The sequence below is a fragment of the Bdellovibrio sp. ZFWA1 genome, assembly GCF_056175665.1.
In genome coordinates, this window is sequence record NZ_JBJKJH010000001.1 from 580,480 (window position 1) to 604,800 (window position 24,321).

Here is a 24,321-nt window from a genome sequence, read left to right on the forward strand (position 1 = left end):
CCTAGGGGTTTACTTTAAAAACTAATACTTCCGTGGACTCGTTCTTATTAAAGTTATTATCAGAAATAACAAGTAAACGACGTTGTCCCTTAATCTCGGGGCCCCAAGCCAAGGCCTCAAAGTTTTGAACAGGTTTATCCCCTCTGTTTTTAATAAGATCTACCTTTAAATCAACTAGGATTTTCTTTTCAGAAGTTCTTTCATTCCAAAGATAGATTTCGGCCGCATATTTCGGCCCTTTTTTCGAAAAAATTGCCGATCGTTCTAAAACCAAGAACTCGTCATTTTTCCAGTGCAAAACCTCGGCTACGCCTCGAAAGACCTCGATGCCCTCTGGATGCTCTTTCTTTGCACTCAAAGGATATGTCCCCTGACCTTGCAGCATCCATTTTTGATCTTTCTTTTCATATCTCAACCAGCGTGCCGCCGATCCCTGGTCTTGAAATAAGGAAGTCTCGGTCATCGCCAAGAAGCCGGGCCATTCTCCGTCAATTCGGGTGAGGCCTTCAAAACCACAATTATTATAGATGCCTTTTTTTTGCTCTCCTGTCGCTTCAGGTAAGAACTCTGACGGTAAGTCGATGTCGCCTAAAAACTTGCCAGTTCTTGATAATTCGACCAAACGAGGGGGTTTCCGAGGCTTCGAGTTATTATCACCTTCACTAGACACCACTAAAGAGTCACCAAAAAATGCTAGGCCTTCTCCATCAAAATAGACAGGCCCCTTACCACCATCTTGTATTTCAATATTTTTGCGCCACTCAAGACTCAACTTGTCTTTTCTGTTCTTAACCAATGAAAACTGAATCAAGCGAGGATCACCGAAACGCCCACGATCATCAGAAATCGTCCAAAGAGTCTGCTCATTTTCCAGGTAAGCGCCCGAAAGCCCACCAACAGAGGCCCCACTCTTCGACTGCATTGGAACTTTGAACTCGGCTTCAAAATTTAACGAAAAAGCCTTTCCAACAACCGGAAAGGCCCAAATGAAAAAAATAAGTTTACGAAAAGCGATCATACGTTAATTACCCAGGTGAGACATTTCCGCCAACGAGATTGTATTTTCCAGAAGGCAAGCAATAGTCATCGGTCCAACTCCGCCCGGAACCGGGGTCGCAGCTGTCACCCAACCATGCAAACTTTCAAAATCAACATCACCACAAATACCGGTCGTACTTCCACTTCCGTGAATCCCAACATCAATAATGGTGGCCCCTTTTTTAAAATCCGAACGCGAAAAAATTCGAGGTTTTCCAGCGGCAACTATCACAATATCTGCAATCTTGGTGTGCTCTTGAAGGTTGAGCGTTTTCGTATGACACATGGTCACCGTTGCATCAGCCTTGTTCAACATCATCGCCATAGGCTTTCCAACGATATTCGAGCGTCCAATAACAACAACGTGTTTCCCTGCGACAGGAATTTGATAATGCTCTAAAATGCGCATAATACCACTTGGGGTGCATGGAGCGACTCGCGTTTTACCCGCAAAAAAACGACCCAATGAGTTGAATGTCAGGCCATCAGCATCTTTTCTAGAGTCTAAAATCTCAAGAACCCGAGCTGCATTGAGGTGAGATGGCAACGGCAATTGTACCAAAATCCCATCCACCTCTTTGTCGTTGTTCAAAGCATAGATTATGTCCTCGAGGTCCCCCTGCGAGCAATCTGCGGATAGATGATGAAGACTAGAGTTCATTCCAACTTTTTCGCAAGCCAAACGCTTGTTTTTCACATAGACCGCAGAGGCCTTATCATCACCAACCATCACGACCGTCAAGTGAGCCTTGCGCCCCATCTGAGCCTCGAAAAGCTCTGCACGGTACTTCACACTTTCTCGCACCTTTTGTGCGACAATTTTCCCATCCAGTAAGAGCATGGGCACCTCCCGACCCAGAGGGATTCCCCCGAGACCTCTTTAATTTGCTTCCTTTTGCCAAGAAAATCAATGATTTGCGTTATTTATGCAAGTCATAAGACCCTTTCTTGACCAGACTGGGGCCTTTGCTTTATTGTTCGACAAGATTCTTACGTAAAAGAGGTAGCCATGTCTGAAAAAGTGAAGTTGTCCAAAGACGGAAGTTCGATTGACTTTGTTCAATCTGACAACATCCCAACCAGCCTAAAAAAGTTCAGACAGAGCCCAGAAATCGAAGGATTTTACCGATTTGTATATGAAAACGACCTTCAAAAAGAGTCCTTTGATATCTTGGATAAAATTATCCAACAGCGTAAGGCCAAAAAACAAAGCAGCAAAGCTGCCGACGACAAAGCTAAAAAAGCCGACGGCAAGTCCGCTGCTAAAAAGAAGTAATCCGCTTTATTCTAAGAAGGTGATACCGATCTTAACCACGTCGGTATCAAGTCGCTTAAACCAAACGACCTCAGCCCTAAGGGCATCCATTCTTCCCACTTTGACTCTAATAAAAGAACCGACATCAACATCGTGAGTAAGATTCATCACTAGAGCTGAACCAGAAAAGCTTTCATTTATTATCATAGCCGAATTGGTTGGACTAAAAGCAGGCGTCGAAGCTTTTAAATCCACCATCGCCACATCTAGTGGGTCTGGCTTGAAACGCATATGTTGTTGAACGTGATTCAGCATGGAACCTCCCTCGATATCTTATTTTCTCGCGGCTTAAAGCAGACCACAAGCCAAGTAATCCCCCTTAATATACGCACATCAAATCGAGACGCTTTTCCGCAAAGTATCAAAATCCGGACAAAGCTCGGACATCACGTCCGTCTATAAGCCTTATAATCGCAACTCGGACACAACTTCATTTGCAGTACCTATCCCTATCAACACTCACCTCTGGGGGGATTTATGAAGAAACACTTTAGCTTTAACAACAAGGGCCAAGGACTGATCGAGTACCTTATTATCGTCGCCATTATGGCGGTTGCAAGTATCGCCGTAGTTAAAACTCTGTCGGGAAATCTCCGCTCGCAATTTGCAAATGTCGCGAATGCCCTGGGCACCAATCAAACTCAAAAAATAGAATCAAAAACCGTGGGGAAAAGTTCTTATGAGGACAAAGATCTTAGCAACTTCTTTCAAGGGTCAGTTAATTCTACGAAATAAGAACGGACAAGCTCTTATTGAAACCCTTTTTGTACTACAAGTACTGACTGTCGCAATCATCTTGTTTTTTGTGATCGCTCTGAATGCTTGGAACTCTATGTGTATAAATTGGCTCACGCATGAATCCGTTATCTGTGAAACCTTGATTCCTCAACAAATCGATTGCCAAAAAGATTTTCTCCGACGAGCGCAAGTGCTTCTTTTAGGTAAAACGAAAATCGTACGCAAACTTCAGCGACCCGCCCATAAAATAAAGGTGCGCGTCGACGCACATGTTGAACTATCAAATTTGCTTAAGAACCACTACCAAGTGGAGCACGAGCTTAAGGAGCCGCCATGGTGATATTGAATAATAAAAAAGGTTCAATTTTAGCCTTGATGCTTCCCTTTATTACTCTACTAGGCATCTTGTTTTTTGGTTTTACAACCGGATGGTCCACGCTCAAGCAAGACTTTCAGGCAAGCCAAATTTGCCGGACAGAACTTAAAGCCATACAAAACCAAATCGGCGGACAAATAAAGAAGCTTTTGGCGCTTAATTCTTTAGCGACTGCTTTACGTATTCAAAAAAAAGTTCTGATAGTGCAACTCGGAAGCTGCTTGGCTATCCCTGCAACATGTGACCCTACAATTTTACTACGTTTTCAGAAGGTGCTCGAAAAGCAAAAAAAATTAGATGCTGTTCAGAAATCAATTATAGAAAACAGTCGAATGCAATCTCAAGCCCGATTAGCGGCAACAAGTTTTAAGATTTCGCGCTTAAAAAGATTCTTTGAATTTTGGAAAAGCCACCTAATCATCAAAAATTTACCAAAATCAAAGATGGCCGTTACTCCGGGTGACTTGGATTTAGCCCCCACCTATCAACTTGCTGAAAATTTTATACATGAGCAAAAGGTAGAAATAAAATGGAGACACTTCTTCTTCAACCGACATACCGAATCCACTTTTTTAAGTTCGGCAGGACAAACAACCAATTCAGGATGCGCAGCCAGTTTGAACGAAAAATTAGACGCAGTACTGAGTCCGGCCAAGCATTCACAGAACTCTTGGTCTTATTAGCAGCATGGACTTTAACGGTGATATTTTTAAACCTCGCCAAAGAACAAGTCTTAACCCTAAAAAATCTAGAAAGCACACAGAGGACAAAAAATGAAATTCAGACAACTTATGGAAAATGAATTAATAAAAAAATGGGCTCTTTACACCGATAAAAAATGGACGATTTTTGTTTTTTTAGCATTGGGATTGATCTCCATAATAGTTTCGCTACTGACCCCACCAACCCAAGCTCAAGAAGTTTCTGGTGCAAACCTAGAAACCCCTAAACAAACACTTTCTGCAGATACTTACATACCGCCGGGACATGTATTAATCCCGATCGAGATCAGCAATATCGAAGGACTCAATTCGATCTTGGGCCGAATTGGAGGAACCGTTGACCTTTATCTAACTAATCAAAGCGGGCTAAAAGGAAAAATTATTGGCAGAAAAATTCGAATCCTGAGAGCACCACTGAATCCAGACCTTTTTGCCGTTTTGATAAAGGAAGATTTTTCAGACACTATTTTAGAAGCTCAGGGGCCTTTTTTTGCCGTTATTCACAACCCGAACTCGAAAGGAAGCGAAGTCCTTAAAGAGGAAAAGATTCAACCTAAAAAAAATAATTTCACTATCGAATATAAAGAGGACTCTTTATGAAACAATTATTTAAAACTTTCTTTACTCTATTTATTTCTTTGCACATTTCAATTCAAGCAAGCGCTACAAACTTTGAAAGTCTTTATTCGGCTGGTTTTGAATTAAAAAATCGACAAATTACAGAGGCAGACTTTATTAGGCAGCTTGACGCTACAAAAGCTCCACTCATGCAAAGCGAAAAAGATTTTTTATTAGAACTAAAATCCTTCTCGTCCCCCCGACTACAACTTGCTATTGATGCTAAGATCAAAGCTGAGCTGACGGAAAAATTAGACCTGAACTCCACTCCAGAAAAGGAGTTCGAGAAGAACTTTATGCCCAGTATTGAAAAAGAAAAAAAAGAGTCGGCGTTCACCGACTCTACGAACTCTGCACTAATTTTAGGTTCTGTTATTTTGATATTAGCCGCGGGGTATGCTCTGAAAGACAAGCAAGTCAGCGTTAAGCTATTTCAATTTTAGAAGTTAAGGACAGATTTCTTCTACAATATGCAATTGAAGGTCTTTAGCAAATACTCGCGCTTTACCTGTTCCTACAATCATCGCAGAAAGATTACCGCGTAAATTAAGGGATTCTCCACACCCCGAAACGATGACGTCATCAGCAACCAAAAATCCGTGAGTCTTACTAAGCCCCTCGCTACCGGGAATTTCGGCACTCAACAAGGGCCCTCGAGATCCGGCTTTAAATAGTTCTACGTCAATTTTTGCTTTCGAAACATCTTGGTAAGTGCGAAGACTATAGAATTGTCGGGCCGCGCGAACTACGATGCGTTTGTTTGCTTCTGCCTTTAATGGAACTGCAAATGTACAAGCACCGCGAGCAAGTCCCGCCGTATTGTCTTTTTTCAGATAGACTCCTAACGGAATCACGAAGGAATCAGGATCAGCCCCAGAAACAACTTTGTGAGTCCCCACGGGATTTTGGCAAATGTTTCCCGCGATCGAGACCTCTCCCATTTCCATCGAATAAGCGGTCATCGCAGAACAAACCAAACCTGCTGCAAGTAGTAAAGATCTGAAATTCATAGAGGCACTCCTTGGTGATGGGGGCATTTTGCCCCTGATTTCATGCGAGCATCGCGTAAAATCAGGCTAACTAAACCGTAGTTCAATCTTTATGCCAGACTATTTGACCGTTAATTCGGACAGAACGCACCTCTTGGTCTTCAAAGATGGTCTCTGCTTCGATTGACGTCCCACCTGAATACGAATGAAATTGAGCAAAATCACCTTCAAATTTTTTAATTCCGTCGTGGGCGCTTTGCTGAAGCGCCTGGTAATTCGAAATGACAGATGGAGCTACAACTGGGCTATCGCTGCCAAAGTGGATTGGTATTTGCGCTCGTCGCAAAGACTCCCAAGGAAATGCGATTTTCTTTAATGCGCTGGAAGCTTTTGTGGCCAACCATTCTTTGTCACCAAACCAATGACAGGGTTGCATATGCACTTTTACATGCAATGGCTTCATCTTCTGTATGGTTTCCGAACGAACAAACTCTGCATGCTCTAAATGCAAACGACCAACAATTCCTTGGGCCGAAACTTCGCGTGTCCACGAAACGATTTCATCTACAGCATCATCACCGATGCAATGCACAGCTATGTCAAAACCGGCCCCCCAGACTTGCTTCAAAACTTCAGAATATAGCTCGCGAGTCCAATACTGAGAATCCCGACAGCACTGACATTGTTGAACAAAGGCATTGCCACCGCCCAGAGTGCCATCAAAGAAAAGTTTGACTCCTTGAATACAAACATTAGGGACCGCTCGAGCTTTCAAGTCCCGCAAAGTCTCTAGCAATGGCCCCAAATCACGAATATTTTTTAACAGAAAATTAAGTTCGATAAACTGCTGAAAGCGACCTTCTTTAGATAACTCGAAAAGTGCAAGAGCTTCCTCTTTAGATGAAGTTAAATCCCGAAGGTGAGTAAAACCCTGGCTTAAAAATATCTGCGAGGCCTCCATCAGCTTATTTTTTAAAGCTTCATGGTCACGCTTCGGCAATCGTTCTAATGCCAAAAAATGATCGGCCTCTTCAAGAAGGCCCTGCCGATCACCAAATCCGAGTCTTTTTAACGCCAATGTATTTAACCAAGAAGCATGCCCGTCGTTACGGGAAAACATCACAGGAACATCGGGAAAAACTCGATCCAGAATATCAGCCGTTAATTCTTCTTTCGGAATATTTTTTGGATTCCAACCAAAGGCTGTTAGAAAATCTCCTTTGTATGCCGTGGGCTTAAATACCAGATCCTTTAACTGATCTGCCGACCTCACATCAGTAAGCGCAACTCCACCCAAGTACTCTGCAGTACCTAGAAAATGCACATGGCTATCATAAAGATTTAAATACTTTCCATCCATGCTAGTTTTCTAGCGGTAGAGCCTAGATAAAGCAAGAGCCCTCTTTTTTTCGAAGAGGGCTCTTGTATTATTCTCGATTTTTTGACTTTTAGCGTCCGCCACCCAATGGCGTTGTCGCCGTTCCACCAGTTCCTGAACTGCCCGGAAGTGGCGTTGCTGTTCCCGTTGAAACTCCTGGAGTTAAGACCCCACCAGTTGTTCCGCCGCCGCCAATATAGCCGGTTCCGCCGTAGCCCATCTGAACTTGTTGGATTCTGTAAACTAAGCTTTGAAGCTCTTGCTGCAATCCCATCACGACACGCTGTCTTGAGATTTGATCTTCTTGATAGCGACGTTGAGTCTCGATTGCCATTTGCCACTGCTGCATCTGCATTTGCATCATCTGCTGCTGCATTTGCATTTGTCCCATTCCACCGTCGAAGCCAGTCATTCCACCACCGAATGATCCGCCCATAGATCCTGGATAAGCGCCCATCATCGCGCCACCAATACCACCAGCGATACCACCGGGATAAGCACCCATCATGCCACCTGGGTAGGCGCCCATCATTGCGCCGCCCATGCCACCAGCAAATCCTCCGGCCATTGCACCTGGGTAAGCACCCATCATGCCGCCTGGATATGCGCCCATCATTCCACCAGGGTAGGCGCCAGTCATAACTCCACCAATACCACCAGCAAATCCTCCGGCCATTGCACCTGGGTAAGCACCCATCATGCCGCCTGGATATGCGCCCATCATTCCACCAGGGTAGGCGCCCATCATTGCGCCGCCCATGCCACCAGCAAATCCTCCGGCCATTGCACCTGGGTAAGCACCCATCATGCCGCCTGGATATGCGCCCATCATTCCACCAGGGTAAGCTCCCATCATTGCGCCACCGATACCGCCTGCGAATCCTCCGGCCATTGCGCCAGGGTACGCACCCATCATGCCGCCTGGATATGCGCCCATCATACCACCTGGATAAGCGCCCATCATTGCGCCGCCCATGCCACCAGCAAATCCACCAGCAAAGGCTCCACCCATACCAAATGGACCAGTTAAGCCCCATGGTCCGGCCATGCCCCAAGGTCCCATACCACCCGGATACATGCCGCCACCCATAGCGCCGCCGCCCATGCCCATCGGATAACCGAAGGCACCGCCAGCTCCGCCATAAAGACCGCCCATACCAAATGGTCCCATCATTCCATAAGGACCATTCATATTACCGACACCGCCCATTCCACTAGCGCAACCAAAAGCTCCCTGGCCTGTACCTCCACCAAGAGCTCCGTACATGCCAGCCATTAAGAATGGGAATCCGTATCCCCATGCGGGATAAGATTGAGAAGGAAAGCCGATCGAAGCATTGTACTGAGCTGTTTGTTTATTAGTTTGGTAACCCATATAGGTCGCCAACAATCCCATTGTTACGTTTGTCGCAACTCCGGCCCAGTCTGGCTCTTGCTTTTGATATCCGTAAGTTGAACTTTGCGCCATACACTCTACGCAAATTCCACCTTCCATACGTTCACGCTGAAGTTCTCGCTGTTCTTCACGATAGCTATTTCTAGCTTCTTTCACTGACTCACGATTCGATTTAATTGTATCTTCAAGGAACTCAATTTCAGTTTGAAGTTTTTGAGACTGACTGATTTGTTTGCGATAATCAGCGACTGCTCTTTTACAATCTTGAGGTGAAACTCGCTTTGAATCGGTATTTTTAAATTTGGCGTTGTCACAAACCGCCGGAACAAATCCACCTTTTTTATTTGGATCACACACTCGTGCAAATTCTTGTCCCGTAAACGCTTGGATTACTTGAGACGAAGTCCCTTGAACTTCTTGCCCACCTTCTTCGCCACCAACTTCTGGCTCTTCGCCACGAGCCCGCATGCCTTTGTAATCTGTACATGCAAAACCGTTATCCATATGTTGCATCATAAAGTCAGCATAGTCTGTCGCAAAGAAAGACTCGATACGACCGCGCGACTTCTTAAGCTCGATATTATCTAGCTTTCTTTTTTCAGATTTTTTTCTGCGAAGTTCTTCTTGGGCCTCTTTTGTTCGCGACTCAATGTCACGAATTTCATCTAAATAACTCGAAGAGCCTTCAGCAGCGCTCACTTGATAGGGGCATGATTGCATACCGCCGTAAACTCCCGTTCCCCAAGGAACGAACTGGGCATGCACCTGAGATGCAACACCTGCAACAAGTGTGAACGTGCTCATCCATTTAAGACCGAACTTCATAAGTTTTCTCCTACATAAGGAAACTATACACTTTATTATCGTTTCACTTGTCGGTCAGAGCGCAAGTAGACTTGACTCAAAGAGGGTCAAATCCGGCCTTTTAGACAGAAATCTAGACCCTAGTAGAGTCTGTATTCCTTAGGTGATTTTATTCAGCCATCATCCATGACGACAAGTCTGGGTGCGGATTTCCTTGCACCCTTCATATTCAAATTCTACACTAAACCTTATGACAAAACAGACAATTCTTTGTGTCGACGATGAAATCGACAATGTAGATGCTCTCGAGCGCCTTTTTAGAAAAAAGTATAACGTGCTTAAAGCGACGTCGGCACAACAAGCGCTAGATCTGCTAGACCAAAATCCAGACCCGGTTTCTGTAATTATTAGCGACCAAAGAATGCCAGGTATGACTGGCGTTGAATTTTTAGAGCAAACAATTGAAAAACATCCACATACAGTTCGAATGCTACTAACCGGATACACCGACCTAGAGTCGGTTATCATGGCCGTCAACAAAGGTCAGATTTTTCGATACCTCACAAAGCCCTGGGATCCGATTGATTTAGCAAATACGGTTGATCACGCCGCAGAACGATTCAGACTAGGGGTCGAACTCGAAAACAAAAATAAACTGTTAGAGCAAGCAAACCGTGAACTCAAATCTTTGGATGTTGCCAAATCAAACTTTATGATTTTGATCAATCACGAGCTAAAGACACCATTAACCTCCATTCTTAGTTTCTCTTCTTTGTTAGCTGAATCAAATCTATCAGACGAAGACAAACTGATGGTCAATAGAATTCAAAAAGCAGCCGACAAGCTAAAATCGATTGTTGACGATGTCCTGTTGATTGTTCGAGCTGAAACCAATCAATTAAAAATTGATCTTCAAGGTGTCATCCTGTCTAAAATTGATGACATCCTAAATCCCGAAATAACTAAAATTACTCAGACAAAGAATTTGAAGATCAATACTCAAATTGAAAATTATGCTATTCAAGCCGACCTTAGACTTTTAAAGCAAGTCCTGACTCGCCTAGTTCACAATGCCGTAAAGTTTGCAGACAACGAGACTCAGATTCAAATTCAAATTCTACGCAATGGTAATAACTTAAAATTCACTATTTCAAATACTGGTCCACAAATCAGCCCTAAAGTTATGGAGAAAATTCTAAAGCCTTTTTATCTTGATGAAGATGTCATGAATCACTCTACAGGAACAGGCCTGGGCTTAACAATTTGCCAATCGATTCTAAAAAGTCACAGCTCCGAGCTTCATATAGAAAACGCGGGCGGAGGCGTCCAATCCTGGTTTGAGCTTCCCCTAATGATGTAAAGGTCGTGATCCGGACATTTTCGGAATGATGCGAACCTAAATTAAGGCCTCAATAGTCTTCATACATGCTCGACTTTGCATGTCCGAGACTGTATGAAAAAAATCATTTTCTTAACTTTATTGTTTGTTTTGACCACCGCGAATTCAAGCTTTGCAAATCAATATCTAATTGAAAATGGGGGATCCATCGAACTCCCCGCTCAACAAAATATATGGATTGAAAATAAAAAGACAATCAAAGCCTCGATTCACGGGTCTCGCGTTCGTCTTCTGGGTCTTAACCCAGGCGCAAGCCTTATTCGTGTTGGCAAAGACCTTCATAAAATCGACGTCATGGATAATCTGGCTTTTGCCAACCAATCTAATATCGAAAAATCCACGGCAAAGGCCGTCAAACTGTCGATGGTTGTTGTTGATGGAAGTATTGAAATTAAGGGCACGCTATTTTCGATGGAAGAATATCTAGAGATTCTGAAAAACTCGAATGGGGCCTCATTTAGTATGGCTGTACAAATCCGGGACGAACTAAAATTAAAAGTTCAAAAATATTTGAATTCTAAGCTTGAAAACGAGAACCTCAGTACCCAAACCATTCTTTTTAATACGAATTGGCAAATTCGAATACCTCAAAAGCATCCAGATCTAAATCGATATAACGAAATATTATCTAAACTCGGTATTCGAGTCGCTACCGATGAAAGTAGTCTCGAAACCAAGCCCTTAATAAATATACGAATTACCGTCGCTGAAATTCGTAAGGATCACATCAAAAAATGGGGCCTACGATGGCCTTCAAATTATAGCGCCTCGTTACTTCCGGAAGGAACCTGGCAACGCAGCGAAGCCATATTTTCAGCGGAAGCGTTAGAATCTTCGGGCGTCGGCAAAATCTTAGCAAGCCCGCGCTTGCTTGCCAGAAGCGGAAGCGAAGCCAGCTTTTTTGCCGGCGGCGAACTTCCAATCAAAATTATCAACTACAAATACCAGAGCATTGAGTGGAAGTCTTATGGCATTCAGCTAAAGATACTTCCTACTGCAGACTCATCTGGCCGCATGAATATAAAAATAGAAACTGAAATATCCAGTATAGATGAGTCTCGCAAGGTTGACGATATTCCAGGATTTACTAGGAATAAAGTATCGTCACAATTCGATCTTCTAAGAACACAAACAATTGTCCTTTCAGGGTTGATTAAAAATGAACAATCCAAACAAAGCGAGGGACTTCCTGGTTTAAGCAATATTCCAATTTTAGGAAGTCTGTTTGCCAGCAAAGATTTTCAAAACAGTCAGTCTGAACTGGTGGTTTTGGTTCGGCCAGAAATAATATCGGCTGAATTTATGCAGCCTCAATATCAAAGCGACAACGTCCATCTGAACGGAGAAATTCAATGATTCTAAACAGCGTCTTTGGAAAAATATGGAATGAAATCACAGCCATCAAGTCAGATGAATTTAATACTTTTATATCTAGTAATGAATTTAGCTGGCCCCACAAAGTCCAAAATATTTTATCGAAATACAAAAATGAAATGTCGATCGAAGATTTTGACCGAATTAATGAAGAGATTTTTGGCTGGGGCCCACTGAAAGTTCTTTTTGATGATGGCGAAATCACAGAAATTTTAGTTAACGGTGAAGACAATATTTGGTTTGAAAAATCAGGACGTCTTCACAAATACAGCGACCAGTTTTACTCGGCGATCACCTTTAAACAAGTTTTCAATCGCATATGCGATGAGGCCGCCGTTCATTTAACATCGGCCATTCCATTTATCGACGGAAAATTTAAGAATTTTCGTTTTACAGTAGTTGGAAACGAAATCACTAAAGATCACATCCATATATCATTTCGCCGCCATCCTGAAAATCCATGGACGATCAAAATGCTAGAACAACAAGATTGGGCTAAAGACTCTGATTTTGAAAAATTACTCTCTCTTATTTGTTCCCGAAAAAATTTTTTAGTCGTTGGTGGCACCGGCAGCGGTAAAACCTCTGTTTGTAATGCTTTACTGCAAACACTACCCGAAAACGAGCGCGTTGTTGTGATAGAGGACTCCAATGAGATTCGTTTACCGAATAAAGCCAGCACGAAGATTTTAACTCGAATTGACCCCAATGGAGAGCTTCCTAATATTGATCAGGAACATCTTGTTAAAAGAGCTCTACGCCTTAGACCGGACAGAATTGTCTTAGGAGAAATTCGAGCTGGCGAGGCAAAAGATCTTTTAATGGCTTTAGCAACGGGCCATGGCGGTAGTTTTGCCACTTTACATGCTGACGATGCCGCACAAGCCCTACTACGACTTGAGATGCTGATTCAACTAGGGGCTCCGCAATGGAATCTAACCGCGATACGCAGACTCATTCAAATGTCTCTGCAGTATATTATAGTTACAAAAAAAACCGCCGATGGTCATCGACGGCTTCACTCAATATATAAACTAACATCATTAGAAGAGAACGGTTTTCTTATGGAAGCTCTGTAGGGCCAGAAGCCTCTTCAAAGCGCTCCGCAATTTCATCCGATAAACTTTGATCGCCGTGGATATCAGATTTTATCCCCTCGAAAAATCGCTTGGAAATATCCTGAGCAATTTTAGCATGATCTGCTTCAGTCAACTTCTTATATGGTTTGCTATCTGGAGTCAGTGGAGCTGATCCCAATTCAGACTCAGCTGCCGCAAGTTGCGCCTCTTTAGAGAAAGCGGCCTTAGCTGCACCCAATGAGTTTTTTCCCTCGGCTCTTCCAAATGAAGGGGCTCCGGGTCGTGCGGGTTGCGACTTCGTCGTATCAATTGCTTTGATGCGGGGACTTGAAGGCAAAATACCGCTGATCTTATCCATGGAACACCTCCTGTGTATCCGAGTTATCTAACGTATCGGCATGAGACGTCACAACTTGAGACAAGAAGCGATTTTCCGGTCTAAAGACCAGCTTTAATTTACTACTTTGGCATTGGGAATAGGATCCAGGGACTAATTTCGTATCCCATCAGACGCTCGCATGAACCTTTAAGTATCTCGTCTTCTTGGCCCGCCCAAAAACTAAGGCCGATCAAATAACTTTGTGCAAACTGCATCCAGTCTTTGAATTTATTTTTAATTAAAGGCTCTACCTTGGCAACTTCAGCCCAGCACTGCTCTTCATTGAGCATGCCGCCTAAATAACAAAGGCGCACTAAGTGAGTATGACGTCCCATATCCCAACCTAAAATCCCCACTCCTTCAATATAGGCATTGGCCTTACGAATCCATTCCGCAAGATGCTGATATTCCTCTTCCGGAATAACTTCATCTTCAGGATCAGCTTGAAAATCGAACTCATAGACTTCACGAAATTTTTTTGGGTCAGAAGAAACTTTTAACAAAGCCGAGAACTTATTACGATGCCCCTGAGTTCGAAGGTCAGACAGCGCACGCAAAGCTGATGCTTCATCCGTCACTTCCCACATATTTTCTAGAATTTCTAAAACTTGCTCTTTGAACTCAGAGCCCATACCCATGTCTAGGCGAAAGAAGCCCTCGGCAACTGCTGACTCAACGGCTTGCTTGCTGGCTGATTCTGGATCCAGATCGTTGTATATTTCGTCCAGAACACCAGCCTCTTCGACATACATGGCTCCCATGGACATTGCGGTTCTTTCAAATGTACTAGATGCTAAAATTCTGGCCATGGCGCGCTCCTCTTTCTGTGATATCTTCTTCTACGATGTTACTTAAAAAATTGATTTTAACACCAGCTTTAATTTTTCTATTTTTAATAGCACCTGGAATTTGCATTGCTACTTTATGGATGATTGGATGGGCGCTAGCTCTCTCAGCCGCCACTCTGGGGGGCATCGCTACTTTTATCGCCACCCTTTTAATTCCTCTAGTAAATTTAACACCACTAATAGCACTCACGGCTGTCTCAGGATCTTTTTTCCTGGCAGCCGTGGGATTTAGCCTCATTTTAGTAATGTGTGCTTTAAGCTGGTATCTAGCAAAACTGCTATTTTATTTGATCCACTACCTGTTTAAAAACGATTCGGATCAAAAACTTTAGAATCCACAGTTACTTTTTGTCCGGTCATCTTTTCGCGAACCATAATACCAGTTCCCAAGCCCGCTTGAAGACCTAACATTTGGTGACCGCAGGCTAACATCAAGTTGCTGTGCTTCTTAGACCAGCCAACTAAAGGCACACCATCAGGCGTACAAGGACGAAGCCCTTTCCACAATTCCTGAACCTGAGGCTTTTCTGGCAAAGTAAGATATTGTCTCGTGCCCTTCATAATTGCGTCGACTCGACGTTGAGTGACCGAGAAATCCTGATTCACTAGCTCCAGTGTACCAGCAATTCTTAAGCTGCCCTGGCGAGGCGTGATCGCCACCTTCTTTTCAACAAGCATCAACGGAATCTGAGGCTGCTTTTCTAAAGGAGGTACAATCATCGCATAACCTTTACCACCCAAAATCGGAATGCTTAGGCCAAGCTGTTTCCCTAAAGATTCACTCCAGCTTCCAGTCGCCAATACGACAGCATCCGCCGCGATAGCTCCTTGTGATGTTACAACTGAAGAGATTTTTCCGTTAGAATCATATGTGAATGATTGATACTCACAGTACTCTTTCAAATCAGCGCCCAATGCTTTTGCTTCCGCCGCTAATGTCTGAACAATCTTTAAAGGCTCTCCATGAGCTTCTGCCGGGAAGTAGACGCCACCTTGCACCTTGCCAGTGATTGCTGGCTCAAGAGCGTAAACCTCATCGGGAGTTAAATGTTTTCCCGGAACCCCTAACGGAGACACCAAGTTCATTTCATCAACCGCTGCCTGAACACCATCTGAGGTCTGACTGACCATCAAAAGACCTTTTTGAGTAAAATCAAAAGCTCCTGGATTCCGTGCGGCAAGCTCTTTATAGGCGTCCAACGAAACTTGAGACAACTGCACCAGCGCTTGAATAGCTGCATTGGCCTGCTTTTCGTTCATTGAAAGCATAAAGCGCGTCAACCACTTTGCAAGAAGGACACTAGGCTCTGGCTTGATATACAAAGGGCTTTCTGGATTCAGAAGCCATTTCATAGACTTCAAAAGCATTCCTGGCATCGGAAGAGGCATCGCAAAACAAGGAGTCATCCATCCCGCGTTTCCATAAGAACACCCGTGCCCGATTTGTCCTTTTTCAATTAAAGTTACTTTAACTCCAGCGGCTGCTAACTCACGAGCTGCAGACACACCGATAATTCCGCCACCAATTACAACGACTGATTTACTTGTATTCATAGATAGGACGGTTATCTACCTTCTGACGCAGAAGTGCAAATTCTTTGTAGGCTTAGGCGCAGCGTCGGGGCCCTATCATTTTGAGTCTGGAAAAATTTTCCGCATTTTTTGAGGTTTGGCAAAAAAACACTAGATCGGCTACTGAAATATAACGGTAACAACCAAATCCTTAGTCGCCGCCGGACCGCGATTTCTTGTCAAATCCTGGGTATAATGGGTTTCATAAAAATAATCACCGGGAGCACTCACCTGAACCCTTGGTTCGGAAGCTCCCTCAATCGGCGACAAAAGTTGAACGTGGGCGGAAGGCACTACTTCCATCACGACCTCTCCACGACCACTCTGCGCAACCGCGGCAGAGCTGCCCAGAATTCCTATTACAACACAGGCGCTCCAGAGCACCGCAGCTGACAATTTGTTTGACGAAAAACCCCAAGTTAGTCTTTTCACTCCCCTAGGATACGTTTAAAAAAAAATTCTCTTAAATCAAAGTTCCTTAACTGTCTCGGTTGAATACACTACTTTGTCTTCTCCTGAGACATGTTGTCTAAAGATAATCTTATATTTGCCTGGCTTGAGGTTTTCATTCTGAACTGGAAAACTAACGGTTCGTTTTGGAATATAGCTAGAGACCCCATTAACCGTGAACACAGAAGATTCATCCCCCTTAGCATCGGCTTTTACGATTTCGAAGTCGCCATAAAGAAAACCGTTTCCGGTTTTTTCCATCACGACTGAAAAAAGAGTCTCACCCTGAGGCCCTTTCGAAAACTTGAAATCTTTCAACTGCAAATCAGTCTTAGGAGTTCCTTTTGAAATAATAACTGGAATCGCAACAGCCATGCGGGCCTTCAAAAACATTTGAGCCTCTCGCCCCGCGGCTGAATCGTTCTTCTTATCAATTTCATCCATACCTTCGAAATGAAGATGACAACGATATTCGCCCTCGGGCAAATCCGCTGGCGCTCTTAACATCAAACGGACAACTTGCTCCACATTAGGTTCAAGGGTGACTTGTTTCGGAGAATATCGAAAAAACTCGCTGCCATCCTTATCTTCCGGCCCGGTCACTTTAACTTCTTCCATCGCTCCATTCGGTTGCATTCGATAGAAGATCGTAGAAATTCTATACTTCATAGGTGTCGCACCTTTATGGCGTACCGAAACTTGGGCTGATCTATTCTTTTCGTTCAATACAACTCGCAAAGGAAAAACTTGTAGCTCGCCAAAGGCAACGCTGGAAAACAAGAATACAGTAAATACGCAAAAAAATCGGTTCAATGATTTCATAAATTTCCTTTAATAAACAACAGTCATTGTGAAGACGCCGCTATATGAGCCCGCTAACTGATTAACTTTGATCGCAGACCGAGTTGCGCCAACGAACAAATTTTCGCGCCCTCTACTATCCAAATACCCTTCCCATACGGGATAAGACTTAAAATTTGAAATTGTAATGGTGTCCGTCTTTCCATTCACCGTAGTCGAAATTGTTGCCGATGAAGGTAAGATGATTGCATAAGTGGTCCACTTATCCCCAGTGACTCGGAAACTTGCGTTCTGCGAATTTTCGGAAGTCCCTGGCGGAACCGTTTTTGACGGATCACCAGATACCGCTACTCCAAAATTCAAACCCGATATTTGGGATATAGATATAGGCTTTGCTGCTGCACTCAACGAAAAAAACAAAAGAGCCAAAGCCAGATACATATTGATCCTAGCTTTGACTCTTTTAATCATAAAATACTCCCGTTAATTAATAAACGACAGTAACAGTATACGTACCAGTATAGCTTCCTGCAACCTGAGCTGCACCAAGTGCTGCTCGTGTCGCACCAACTAACAATGTTTGGGAACCACCCGCACTCAACATCCCTGTATTCGATGGGAATGATGTAAAGTTATTCACCGCGATTGTTTCGTTCGCACCACCGCCACCTGTTGTCATTTGAACCGAGCCGTTAGCTGGCAATGTGATTGTATAAGCTGTGTTGGCCTGACCAGTAACGTTGAATGATCCGTTTTCGGCATTTTCAGTGGCTCCTGCGGCAACTGTCTTTGCAGCGTCACCTTGAACTGCAGTACCAAAATCCAATGAAGACACGTTGGCAATATTCAATGCTGCAGTAACAACTTGCACAGCGTTACCAGTTGCTGAAGCGGCTACCGCGTTCATAGAGTAAGTCATTGCGCCTGTTGCTGCTACTACCGCTGCTAAAAGTGCTTTGCTATTTTTTGACATAAATGTTTCTCCTTGTTGATGTTTCATTTACTGCGCGTCCTCTTTCGGCTCGCCTGTAAAATTTTAAACAAGAAACTGAAAAAAACTTTATGAATTGCGTTCTATTAATAAAAACCCATCAAAGATCAGGGCCTGCTTTTAAGATCAAAGTCTGGAGTTCCCTCCGCAAGTCCAGTGGAATCCAACAAAACTTCTTTTTCGAAAGTACCCATAAGTCCAGTGCGACTTTCTTCTAAAATTTGAATGCGATATCGCCCATAAGGGATGGCTTCAAAATAGTAATACCCATCGGACTCGGTAAGAACCTCTTTGATCTTCTCATTTTTCGAATTTATCAAGGCAACTTTCAATCCGCGAACACCACGAGGTCCTCGGCCCTTATCTGCTTTTACCATCCCATCTAAATCAGTTAATACTAGAACTGGAAAACTTCCATGCGAAATGGCTCCGGGTTTAAATATAAAACTTAAAGGCTGCAAAAATCGCATATTAATTGGATCTTGCAAGGTCTTGGTGTCAACTCGCACTGATACAGAAGTATAAACTGGCAATCGAGTAAGATAAGCCTCTCCCTGAGAGTCTGTGCCCTCTCCGGCAGAGTTTTCATTTACTAAAAAACCCACACCTTCAATAGGAAGCTCTCCAGGATCCTGAATGCCGTTTTGATTTGCATCCAAAAAAACCGTGGCATGCAAAATTCCCGACTCACTGATTTCATTAGGACTCCAGCCCAAGCGAAAAACCCCCGAATCCAAGAACCCTGAAAAAGTAACTCCCCCGCCTACATAATAGCGGTGATGGGTGTCCCCAATTACTTCGCCGCTCCATCGAGTGTTCTTCAAAAGTCTGGAGGCACTTAAAGACACCTCATCGTAGATTGACAGGTAGTCTCTTTTTGCTCGCATTTGCGCTGTCCATAGGTCATTCATTGAATAGTGGACTTCGCCCGTAAAGTTCTTAATGCTTCTTTCGTAGTCTGATCCAACCTTCAAAGCCCAATTATTCAGTCGAGTCATCGCAGTAAAACTTCCACCCCAGAATTTTTGCGTATCGATGTTTCGATTGAAAGTATTAAAAAAGTAGACTGAACCCCATTGCCACGACGATCTCTGGTTAACCTCGGTTGAATTTAACCCTGTCAAAAAATCTGTCTGATCAATTCCCAGATTTAGATTTACCGGAATAATCGGCGCTAAGGATGTGAAAAAATTCAAGGTCGACTGAGACCGAATCGAATCATTTGCATTGATTTTTGCTTTTTTAAATTTATTGAATTCAGCATGCGAGACACCAATATTGAATTTTTCGAAGCTCGAGGTAGCGTTTGCCTCTAATGCTGAACCACCATCATTACTTCCAATTAAATTAAGACTCAACAAAGACGATCCCCAGCCCGAATTTAAATTCAAAAGACCGTATTGTCGATGTTCGTTACTTTTTTCATTGGAAAACTTCATAAATGAAATTCCAGCAGAGACTCGTTCAGTCACTCCAGTTTGGGCCTTCATAAAAGTTCTAGCGCTGGAAAATTCATCCGTTAATTGGTAGAGCTGCCCTTGCACTTGCCCCACCTTCAACATTTGGGGACCGACATTAATGTTTTGGACTTCATCTTTTTGTTGTCCTTGTGGTCCATAGAACACAAGCCGAAATCTATTAAGTCCGTAGAAGGTCAATACATCCTTAAAGGAATACTCTCCAGAACCATCACTAACAAAACGTCCAATCAACAAATCATTTTGATAAAGCTCTACTTCCCAACCCGGCTGTAAAGAACCTCGGAAATCTCGTTTACTAAAGACAGCACTTTGAGCCAATGGCTCGCTAGATATAAAAACACCCCGTCCTTTTACAGGATCCGTCAATACAGATTCTCGGGGTAACTGCAAATCATTGAGCTCTAGAACTTTTAAATCTTTCAGGCCTAGAACGCCTCCCCGAGGATCCTTACGGCTGAAATTTAAGTATGAATTTTTAACACCTTTACCATCAGCGCCTGTTAGATAGGCGGATGTTTCAAAACCCATAACCTCCGTGGTCAGATTTGATGAATAACTTAAACTTCGTTCAGTCTGAGCCTGAGTCTTCCTTTCAAACCATCCAATTTGATTATCAAAAAAAATATCTCCGAACTTTCTAGGTTTCTCGCTTTGTGCCTTCAATAGCTCGGCTTGAATGTCCTCATCGGTCTTGGTACTTTCAGATTTAAAAATTTTTCTTTCACGCTCGGCTCTTAATTGAATAGGAAGTTTTAGCTTAGGCGTCACGATTAGTTTTGATGCGAACGAGTCAAAATTCAACTTTAGCAGAAACCATTTTTCAAGGAAGGACGACCTTACATAAATTTCGTCTTCAAATACCACAGCACCATCACACTCATACTTCTCCTGGGCTCCGGAAAATTCGGCAGTACATTTGGCTAAATCAATCTTAAAAACTCTGTTTTCACTAATAAAAAAGCCATCTGCCTGTCCTAGCTTAGGAAAAACCTTGATCGAAAATCCCAAAGAATCAGAGAAATAGGAAAGCGGCACGTACCATTCAAAGGCACTTCTGTAGATCTCCACACCATCTGAAACATCGGTTCCATCATCCAGAGACACCGCCATGATGTATTGATTTTCATCTTTGAATATATCTAAAGATTCGGGATTTGTGCCCTCTTCTGCGAAGGCGACAAATCCCGTTAAAAAAATAAAAGAGAGAAGAAATTTAAAAAAATTTATAAATCTCTTCATCGACTTTCTTACGAATTCTTTTTGAGTTCAGCTAGGTTCTTTTCAGCTAAAGCACTTAAACGAACACCAACCTCTGTCAGCTGATCTGTGTGCACCTCACTTGGACAGTCCGACATCAAACATGTCGCTTTTGCTGTTTTCGGGAAAGCAATCACTTCACGAATAGCATCTGTCTCGCACAACAACATCACCAAACGATCCATGCCCCAAGCGATACCACCATGTGGTGGCGTGCCGTACTTTAAAGCCTCAAGGAAGAAACCAAATTTATGTTCGGTCTCTTCAGCAGACATACCTAAGACCTTGAACATCGCCTGTTGAATCTCGTTACGGTAGATACGAATAGATCCACCACCCATTTCATAGCCGTTACAAACTAAGTCGTAAGCCTTCGCAAGCATCTTTCCATAGGCTGCCTCGTTATTATTGATCAAGTCATTTGCGAATTGATCCTGAGGTGCCGTAAATGGATGGTGTCTTGCGACCCAACGCTTGTCATCTGGAGAGTACTCAAGAAGTGGGAAATCTACGACCCATAAAAACTTATCTGAACTCGTGTCGATAAGGTTTAGTTCTTTACCCAAGTGATTTCGTAGCGTTGATAAAGAAGCGCAAGCTGGATCGTAATCATCTGCCACAATCAACGCACAATCTCCGCTAGCTGCACCACACGCTTTAAAGATTTCAGCCAGTTTATCTGCAGAAAAAAACTTTGAAACTGGTGATGCAAAAGAACCATCAGCTTCTTGTTTAATCCACACCAATCCCTTAGCCCCACCGCGCTTTGCCACTTCAGTCAACTTGTCAAACTGACCGCGAGAAAACACGCCGCCTTTGGGCACCGCAAGACCTCGAACAATTCCTCCGCGTGCTAAGACATCGTCAAAGACTTTAAATCCCGACCCCTTAACTATTGCTCCCAAATCTTTGATCTTCATTTCAAAGCGAACATCGGGCTTGTCATTTCCATAGGTGTCCATCGCCTCTTGGTAAGTCATTCGAGGAATCGAACCAACATCCACTCCTTTAACTTGCTTCCAAATAGTACGAAGCAACTTTTCGTTCATTGCCATGATATCTTCTTGATCAATAAACGACATCTCCATATCGATCTGAGAAAATTCTGGTTGACGATCGGCACGCAGATCTTCGTCTCGGAAGCAACGCGCGATTTGGAAATAACGATCGTAACCCGCAATCATCAAAAGCTGTTTCAAAGTTTGTGGAGACTGAGGAAGGGCATAAAAATGCCCTTGGTTCACCCGTGAAGGCACTAAATAATCTCGAGCGCCTTCGGGAGTCGACTTGTAAAGTATCGGAGTTTCAACCTCGATAAAACCGTTCTCGCTTAAAAAATTACGAACAATCTGAGCAACCTTGTGGCGAACCATCAAGTGATTCGTTAAACGTGGCGATCTTAAGTCTAAGTACCGATATTTCAAACGCAACATCTCGTTAACGTTGTCATCCTGAACTTGAAATGGAGGCGTCGCTGCATCGTTAAGAATTTCACAACGAGTCGCTTCAATCTCGACTTCACCTGTTTTAATTTTTGCGTTCTTCATTCCATCAGGGCGTGCACGCACTATACCTTCGACGGCGACAACAAACTCGCCACGGAAATTTTTAGAAGATGAAGTTTCGTTTTTATTGGGATCTAAAACAACTTGAACAATGCCTTCGCGGTCACGCAAATCGATAAACACAAGACTACCATGATCACGACGAGTCTCAACCCATCCCATGACTACAACTTTTTGTCCTACCTTGCTGGCGTTCATATTGCCGCAATAATCAGTTCGCTTTAACTCTTTAACAAATTTCATATGGTCCTTCTTGCATTTTGACTAAGAATACACAGTCTATCATAATGACAGACGGGAACATCTCAGTCAAAGGAGACATCATGCCCAAGTTTACAATCGACCACGACAGCCCGATCGCAGCAGGCGAAGCCTTTCAAAAAATTAAAGAGTTTCTTGGAAAAGAAGAGGGCGTACGACGCTTTGATCCAAAGGTAGAGTGTCATTTCGACGACACCAGTCACACCTGCCAAATCAAAGGTGCTCAATTTAAAGCTGACTTAAAAGTTCAAAATAAAGGCGCAGGTTCACAAGTTTCCGTGACTGTCGATTTGCCGTTGATGTTAATGCCGTTCAAAGGCAAAGTGCAGGAAACGCTGCTTAAACAGCTGTCTAAATACCTAGGCTAAGGTAGGAATCATTCCCGATGGCGAAAAAAGTGCTTAAAAAAACAGCACCAAAACAGGGCGCAAAAAATACGCCTCAGAAAGTCTCTAAGACAAAGGCCACCAAAGCCGGCAAAGTAGAGACTCGCGCTGTCGTGGCTGAAATTGTCGACGACGAACAGCCCTATTTCGAGTCGTCGTCAAATCAAGAGGATTTTGATCAAGCTGAAGTCATCTCTTCAAGTGACGATATAGACAGTTCATTAATTCCAGTAGCTCAAAACCAAACACCCCAAATTAGCTCTTCGAAAGCTCTTGCAACCACCGACCCCTTAGCGATGTATCTTGCTGAAATACGCAACTATCCACTTCTTTCGAAAGAAGAAGAAATTGCAATCGCTAAAAGATACTACGAAGACAAAGACCCTGAAGCCGCCCAAACTTTAGTCAAAGCGAATCTACGCTTTGTCGTTAAAGTCGCCGCAGAGTACTCGAAATTTGGTGCGAAAATGATCGATCTGATTCAAGAGGGCAATGTTGGTCTTATGCATGCCGTTCGGGAGTTCAATCCCTACAAAGGTGCCCGTCTTATCACTTACGCTGTTTGGTGGATTCGCGGTTACATTCAAGAGTACTTGATGCGACAACATTCAATGGTTCGCATTGGAACAACCCAGAACCAGCGCAAACTTTTCTATCAACTGCAAAAAGAAAAAGATTCGTTGGATGCGATGGGGTTAGAACCAAGTATTGCCTTGATTAGCTCGCGACTTGGAATCCCCGAGGACGAAGTCAAAGACATGGCTCAACGTCTTAGTGGTCGCGATGTGAGCTTAGATAAACCCTTAGACGATGAGTCTGGGGTTAGCCTTGGGGATATGCAAAAAAATAATTTCGATCAACCCCTCGACGAGCAACTTGCTCAATCAGAAATGATTGAAATTTTAAAGCAAAAAATCGAAGCCTTAAGGCCACAACTTACCGAAAAAGAAACTATAATCTTAGAGGAGCGCATATTGGCTGATGAGCCGCTGACCCTTCAAGAGATCGGTGACAAATATAAGATCACTCGTGAAGCTGTTAGACAGACTGAAGCTCGCCTGATGAATAAAATCAAAAAACTGATGATTCCAGAATAAAAAAAGC

At 43.4% G+C, this 24,321-nt stretch carries 27 protein-coding genes; 11 read left to right on the forward strand and 16 right to left on the reverse strand.

The features are described 5' to 3' along the window. Position 1 precedes the first annotated feature (1 nt). Both AC04MN_RS02790 and folD read right to left on the reverse strand, forming a co-directional pair. Positions 2-1,018 carry an esterase-like activity of phytase family protein gene (locus AC04MN_RS02790; RefSeq protein ID WP_475381662.1) on the reverse strand — a complete coding sequence of 339 codons (1,017 nt, stop codon included), beginning with the start codon at positions 1,016-1,018 and terminating at the stop codon, positions 2-4. 3 nt (positions 1,019-1,021) lie between these two features. Further along, positions 1,022-1,879 carry a bifunctional methylenetetrahydrofolate dehydrogenase/methenyltetrahydrofolate cyclohydrolase FolD gene (gene folD / locus AC04MN_RS02795; protein WP_475381663.1) on the reverse strand — a complete coding sequence of 286 codons (858 nt, stop codon included), beginning with the start codon at positions 1,877-1,879 and terminating at the stop codon, positions 1,022-1,024. Between the two features lie 168 nt (positions 1,880-2,047). Here folD and AC04MN_RS02800 point away from each other — a divergent pair, with 168 nt between their 5' ends. Further along, complete coding sequence (locus AC04MN_RS02800; RefSeq protein WP_475381664.1) at positions 2,048-2,314, forward strand: hypothetical protein; 267 nt, start codon at positions 2,048-2,050, stop codon at positions 2,312-2,314. A 6-nt stretch (positions 2,315-2,320) separates the two neighbouring features. Here the strand turns inward: AC04MN_RS02800 and AC04MN_RS02805 are convergent, their stop codons facing one another. Next, the gene (locus AC04MN_RS02805; RefSeq protein WP_475381665.1) at positions 2,321-2,608 is read right to left on the reverse strand and encodes a hypothetical protein; all 288 of its coding nucleotides are present in this window, start codon (positions 2,606-2,608) and stop codon (positions 2,321-2,323) included. A gap of 222 nt (positions 2,609-2,830) precedes the next feature. Here AC04MN_RS02805 and AC04MN_RS02810 point away from each other — a divergent pair, with 222 nt between their 5' ends. The 5 genes from AC04MN_RS02810 (at position 2,831) to AC04MN_RS02830 (ending at position 5,250) form a co-directional block, all read left to right on the forward strand. Then, on the forward strand, positions 2,831-3,088 hold the full coding sequence (locus AC04MN_RS02810; RefSeq protein WP_475381666.1) for a Flp family type IVb pilin: 258 nt from the start codon (positions 2,831-2,833) through the stop codon (positions 3,086-3,088). Next, positions 3,033-3,431: a hypothetical protein gene (locus tag AC04MN_RS02815; RefSeq protein WP_475381667.1), complete on the forward strand. Its 399-nt coding sequence runs from the start codon at positions 3,033-3,035 to the stop codon at positions 3,429-3,431. The genes AC04MN_RS02810 and AC04MN_RS02815 overlap by 56 nt, the downstream gene beginning before the upstream one ends. After that, positions 3,425-4,150 carry a hypothetical protein gene (locus AC04MN_RS02820; RefSeq protein WP_475381668.1) on the forward strand — a complete coding sequence of 242 codons (726 nt, stop codon included), beginning with the start codon at positions 3,425-3,427 and terminating at the stop codon, positions 4,148-4,150. Before AC04MN_RS02815 ends, AC04MN_RS02820 begins: the two co-directional genes overlap by 7 nt. Before the next feature lie 90 nt (positions 4,151-4,240). Further along, entirely contained in the window at positions 4,241-4,789 is a 549-nt protein-coding gene (locus AC04MN_RS02825) for a hypothetical protein (protein WP_475381669.1), read from the forward strand. Continuing rightward, positions 4,786-5,250, forward strand: coding sequence for a hypothetical protein (locus AC04MN_RS02830; protein WP_475381670.1), 465 nt, complete (start codon positions 4,786-4,788; stop codon positions 5,248-5,250). The genes AC04MN_RS02825 and AC04MN_RS02830 overlap by 4 nt, the downstream gene beginning before the upstream one ends. A 3-nt stretch (positions 5,251-5,253) precedes the next feature. Here the strand turns inward: AC04MN_RS02830 and AC04MN_RS02835 are convergent, their stop codons facing one another. The 3 genes from AC04MN_RS02835 to AC04MN_RS02845 all read right to left on the reverse strand — a co-directional run bounded on the left by AC04MN_RS02835 (position 5,254) and on the right by AC04MN_RS02845 (position 9,395). Next, positions 5,254-5,817: a hypothetical protein gene (locus AC04MN_RS02835; protein WP_475381671.1), complete on the reverse strand. Its 564-nt coding sequence runs from the start codon at positions 5,815-5,817 to the stop codon at positions 5,254-5,256. Between the two features lie 82 nt (positions 5,818-5,899). After that, a complete protein-coding gene (locus tag AC04MN_RS02840) occupies positions 5,900-7,156 on the reverse strand; it encodes an amidohydrolase family protein (RefSeq protein WP_475381672.1) in 1,257 nt (418 codons plus the stop codon). A gap of 88 nt (positions 7,157-7,244) precedes the next feature. Beyond that, the gene (locus tag AC04MN_RS02845) at positions 7,245-9,395 is read right to left on the reverse strand and encodes a hypothetical protein (protein WP_475381673.1); all 2,151 of its coding nucleotides are present in this window, start codon (positions 9,393-9,395) and stop codon (positions 7,245-7,247) included. 229 nt (positions 9,396-9,624) lie between these two features. On the opposite strand from AC04MN_RS02845, the gene AC04MN_RS02850 reads away from it, so the two are divergent. From AC04MN_RS02850 to AC04MN_RS02860, 3 genes are all read left to right on the forward strand, one after another. Further along, positions 9,625-10,734: an ATP-binding protein gene (locus AC04MN_RS02850; RefSeq protein WP_475381674.1), complete on the forward strand. Its 1,110-nt coding sequence runs from the start codon at positions 9,625-9,627 to the stop codon at positions 10,732-10,734. Between the two features lie 93 nt (positions 10,735-10,827). Continuing rightward, a complete protein-coding gene (locus tag AC04MN_RS02855) occupies positions 10,828-12,129 on the forward strand; it encodes a type II and III secretion system protein family protein (RefSeq protein ID WP_475381675.1) in 1,302 nt (433 codons plus the stop codon). Next, the gene (locus AC04MN_RS02860; protein WP_475381676.1) at positions 12,126-13,226 is read left to right on the forward strand and encodes a CpaF family protein; all 1,101 of its coding nucleotides are present in this window, start codon (positions 12,126-12,128) and stop codon (positions 13,224-13,226) included. Before AC04MN_RS02855 ends, AC04MN_RS02860 begins: the two co-directional genes overlap by 4 nt. On the opposite strand, the gene AC04MN_RS02865 is transcribed toward AC04MN_RS02860, so the two are convergent. The 10 genes from AC04MN_RS02865 to aspS form a co-directional block, all read right to left on the reverse strand. After that, complete coding sequence (locus tag AC04MN_RS02865) at positions 13,210-13,584, reverse strand: hypothetical protein (protein ID WP_475381677.1); 375 nt, start codon at positions 13,582-13,584, stop codon at positions 13,210-13,212. The genes AC04MN_RS02860 and AC04MN_RS02865 overlap by 17 nt on opposite strands. A gap of 101 nt (positions 13,585-13,685) precedes the next feature. Then, complete coding sequence (locus AC04MN_RS02870) at positions 13,686-14,414, reverse strand: DUF1266 domain-containing protein (protein WP_475381678.1); 729 nt, start codon at positions 14,412-14,414, stop codon at positions 13,686-13,688. Further along, positions 14,392-14,643 (reverse strand): hypothetical protein, encoded by a 252-nt coding sequence (locus AC04MN_RS02875; protein ID WP_475381679.1) that lies wholly within the window; start codon positions 14,641-14,643, stop codon positions 14,392-14,394. The genes AC04MN_RS02870 and AC04MN_RS02875 overlap by 23 nt, the downstream gene beginning before the upstream one ends. Before the next feature lie 113 nt (positions 14,644-14,756). Then, complete coding sequence (locus AC04MN_RS02880) at positions 14,757-16,007, reverse strand: NAD(P)/FAD-dependent oxidoreductase (protein WP_475381680.1); 1,251 nt, start codon at positions 16,005-16,007, stop codon at positions 14,757-14,759. Between the two features lie 138 nt (positions 16,008-16,145). Beyond that, positions 16,146-16,457: a hypothetical protein gene (locus tag AC04MN_RS02885; protein WP_475381681.1), complete on the reverse strand. Its 312-nt coding sequence runs from the start codon at positions 16,455-16,457 to the stop codon at positions 16,146-16,148. A gap of 36 nt (positions 16,458-16,493) precedes the next feature. Then, positions 16,494-17,297: a fimbrial biogenesis chaperone gene (locus AC04MN_RS02890; protein WP_475381682.1), complete on the reverse strand. Its 804-nt coding sequence runs from the start codon at positions 17,295-17,297 to the stop codon at positions 16,494-16,496. A gap of 9 nt (positions 17,298-17,306) precedes the next feature. Continuing rightward, the gene (locus AC04MN_RS02895; protein WP_475381683.1) at positions 17,307-17,747 is read right to left on the reverse strand and encodes a DUF4402 domain-containing protein; all 441 of its coding nucleotides are present in this window, start codon (positions 17,745-17,747) and stop codon (positions 17,307-17,309) included. Positions 17,748-17,763: 16 nt separating this feature from the next. After that, complete coding sequence (locus tag AC04MN_RS02900; protein ID WP_475381684.1) at positions 17,764-18,249, reverse strand: DUF4402 domain-containing protein; 486 nt, start codon at positions 18,247-18,249, stop codon at positions 17,764-17,766. Positions 18,250-18,374: 125 nt separating this feature from the next. After that, positions 18,375-20,987: a hypothetical protein gene (locus AC04MN_RS02905; protein ID WP_475381685.1), complete on the reverse strand. Its 2,613-nt coding sequence runs from the start codon at positions 20,985-20,987 to the stop codon at positions 18,375-18,377. Positions 20,988-20,995: 8 nt separating this feature from the next. Further along, entirely contained in the window at positions 20,996-22,813 is a 1,818-nt protein-coding gene (aspS, locus tag AC04MN_RS02910) for an aspartate--tRNA ligase (RefSeq protein WP_475381686.1), read from the reverse strand. An 80-nt stretch (positions 22,814-22,893) separates the two neighbouring features. On the opposite strand from aspS, the gene AC04MN_RS02915 reads away from it, so the two are divergent. Then, positions 22,894-23,199: a polyhydroxyalkanoic acid system family protein gene (locus tag AC04MN_RS02915; RefSeq protein ID WP_475381687.1), complete on the forward strand. Its 306-nt coding sequence runs from the start codon at positions 22,894-22,896 to the stop codon at positions 23,197-23,199. A gap of 17 nt (positions 23,200-23,216) precedes the next feature. Continuing rightward, complete coding sequence (locus tag AC04MN_RS02920; RefSeq protein ID WP_475381688.1) at positions 23,217-24,314, forward strand: sigma-70 family RNA polymerase sigma factor; 1,098 nt, start codon at positions 23,217-23,219, stop codon at positions 24,312-24,314. Positions 24,315-24,321 lie beyond the last annotated feature (7 nt).

Excerpts from the sequence above, each read along its gene's own strand:
- AC04MN_RS02860 (WP_475381676.1), top strand. The coding sequence starts at position 12,126 with ATGATTCTAAACAGCGTCTTTGGAAAAATATGGAATGAAATCACAGCC.
- AC04MN_RS02905 (WP_475381685.1), bottom strand. The coding sequence starts at position 20,987 with ATGAAGAGATTTATAAATTTTTTTAAATTTCTTCTCTCTTTTATTTTT.
- AC04MN_RS02800 (WP_475381664.1), top strand. The coding sequence starts at position 2,048 with ATGTCTGAAAAAGTGAAGTTGTCCAAAGACGGAAGTTCGATTGACTTT.
- AC04MN_RS02915 (WP_475381687.1), top strand. The coding sequence starts at position 22,894 with ATGCCCAAGTTTACAATCGACCACGACAGCCCGATCGCAGCAGGCGAA.
- AC04MN_RS02820 (WP_475381668.1), top strand. The coding sequence starts at position 3,425 with ATGGTGATATTGAATAATAAAAAAGGTTCAATTTTAGCCTTGATGCTT.
- AC04MN_RS02920 (WP_475381688.1), top strand. The coding sequence starts at position 23,217 with ATGGCGAAAAAAGTGCTTAAAAAAACAGCACCAAAACAGGGCGCAAAA.
- AC04MN_RS02840 (WP_475381672.1), bottom strand. The coding sequence starts at position 7,156 with ATGGATGGAAAGTATTTAAATCTTTATGATAGCCATGTGCATTTTCTA.
- AC04MN_RS02815 (WP_475381667.1), top strand. The coding sequence starts at position 3,033 with ATGAGGACAAAGATCTTAGCAACTTCTTTCAAGGGTCAGTTAATTCTA.
- AC04MN_RS02865 (WP_475381677.1), bottom strand. The coding sequence starts at position 13,584 with ATGGATAAGATCAGCGGTATTTTGCCTTCAAGTCCCCGCATCAAAGCA.
- AC04MN_RS02890 (WP_475381682.1), bottom strand. The coding sequence starts at position 17,297 with ATGAAATCATTGAACCGATTTTTTTGCGTATTTACTGTATTCTTGTTT.
- AC04MN_RS02830 (WP_475381670.1), top strand. The coding sequence starts at position 4,786 with ATGAAACAATTATTTAAAACTTTCTTTACTCTATTTATTTCTTTGCAC.
- folD (WP_475381663.1), bottom strand. The coding sequence starts at position 1,879 with ATGCTCTTACTGGATGGGAAAATTGTCGCACAAAAGGTGCGAGAAAGT.
- AC04MN_RS02825 (WP_475381669.1), top strand. The coding sequence starts at position 4,241 with ATGAAATTCAGACAACTTATGGAAAATGAATTAATAAAAAAATGGGCT.
- AC04MN_RS02855 (WP_475381675.1), top strand. The coding sequence starts at position 10,828 with ATGAAAAAAATCATTTTCTTAACTTTATTGTTTGTTTTGACCACCGCG.
- AC04MN_RS02790 (WP_475381662.1), bottom strand. The coding sequence starts at position 1,018 with ATGATCGCTTTTCGTAAACTTATTTTTTTCATTTGGGCCTTTCCGGTT.
- AC04MN_RS02900 (WP_475381684.1), bottom strand. The coding sequence starts at position 18,249 with ATGTCAAAAAATAGCAAAGCACTTTTAGCAGCGGTAGTAGCAGCAACA.
- AC04MN_RS02895 (WP_475381683.1), bottom strand. The coding sequence starts at position 17,747 with ATGATTAAAAGAGTCAAAGCTAGGATCAATATGTATCTGGCTTTGGCT.
- AC04MN_RS02810 (WP_475381666.1), top strand. The coding sequence starts at position 2,831 with ATGAAGAAACACTTTAGCTTTAACAACAAGGGCCAAGGACTGATCGAG.
- AC04MN_RS02835 (WP_475381671.1), bottom strand. The coding sequence starts at position 5,817 with ATGAATTTCAGATCTTTACTACTTGCAGCAGGTTTGGTTTGTTCTGCG.
- AC04MN_RS02845 (WP_475381673.1), bottom strand. The coding sequence starts at position 9,395 with ATGAAGTTCGGTCTTAAATGGATGAGCACGTTCACACTTGTTGCAGGT.
- AC04MN_RS02880 (WP_475381680.1), bottom strand. The coding sequence starts at position 16,007 with ATGAATACAAGTAAATCAGTCGTTGTAATTGGTGGCGGAATTATCGGT.
- aspS (WP_475381686.1), bottom strand. The coding sequence starts at position 22,813 with ATGAAATTTGTTAAAGAGTTAAAGCGAACTGATTATTGCGGCAATATG.
- AC04MN_RS02805 (WP_475381665.1), bottom strand. The coding sequence starts at position 2,608 with ATGCTGAATCACGTTCAACAACATATGCGTTTCAAGCCAGACCCACTA.
- AC04MN_RS02850 (WP_475381674.1), top strand. The coding sequence starts at position 9,625 with ATGACAAAACAGACAATTCTTTGTGTCGACGATGAAATCGACAATGTA.
- AC04MN_RS02870 (WP_475381678.1), bottom strand. The coding sequence starts at position 14,414 with ATGGCCAGAATTTTAGCATCTAGTACATTTGAAAGAACCGCAATGTCC.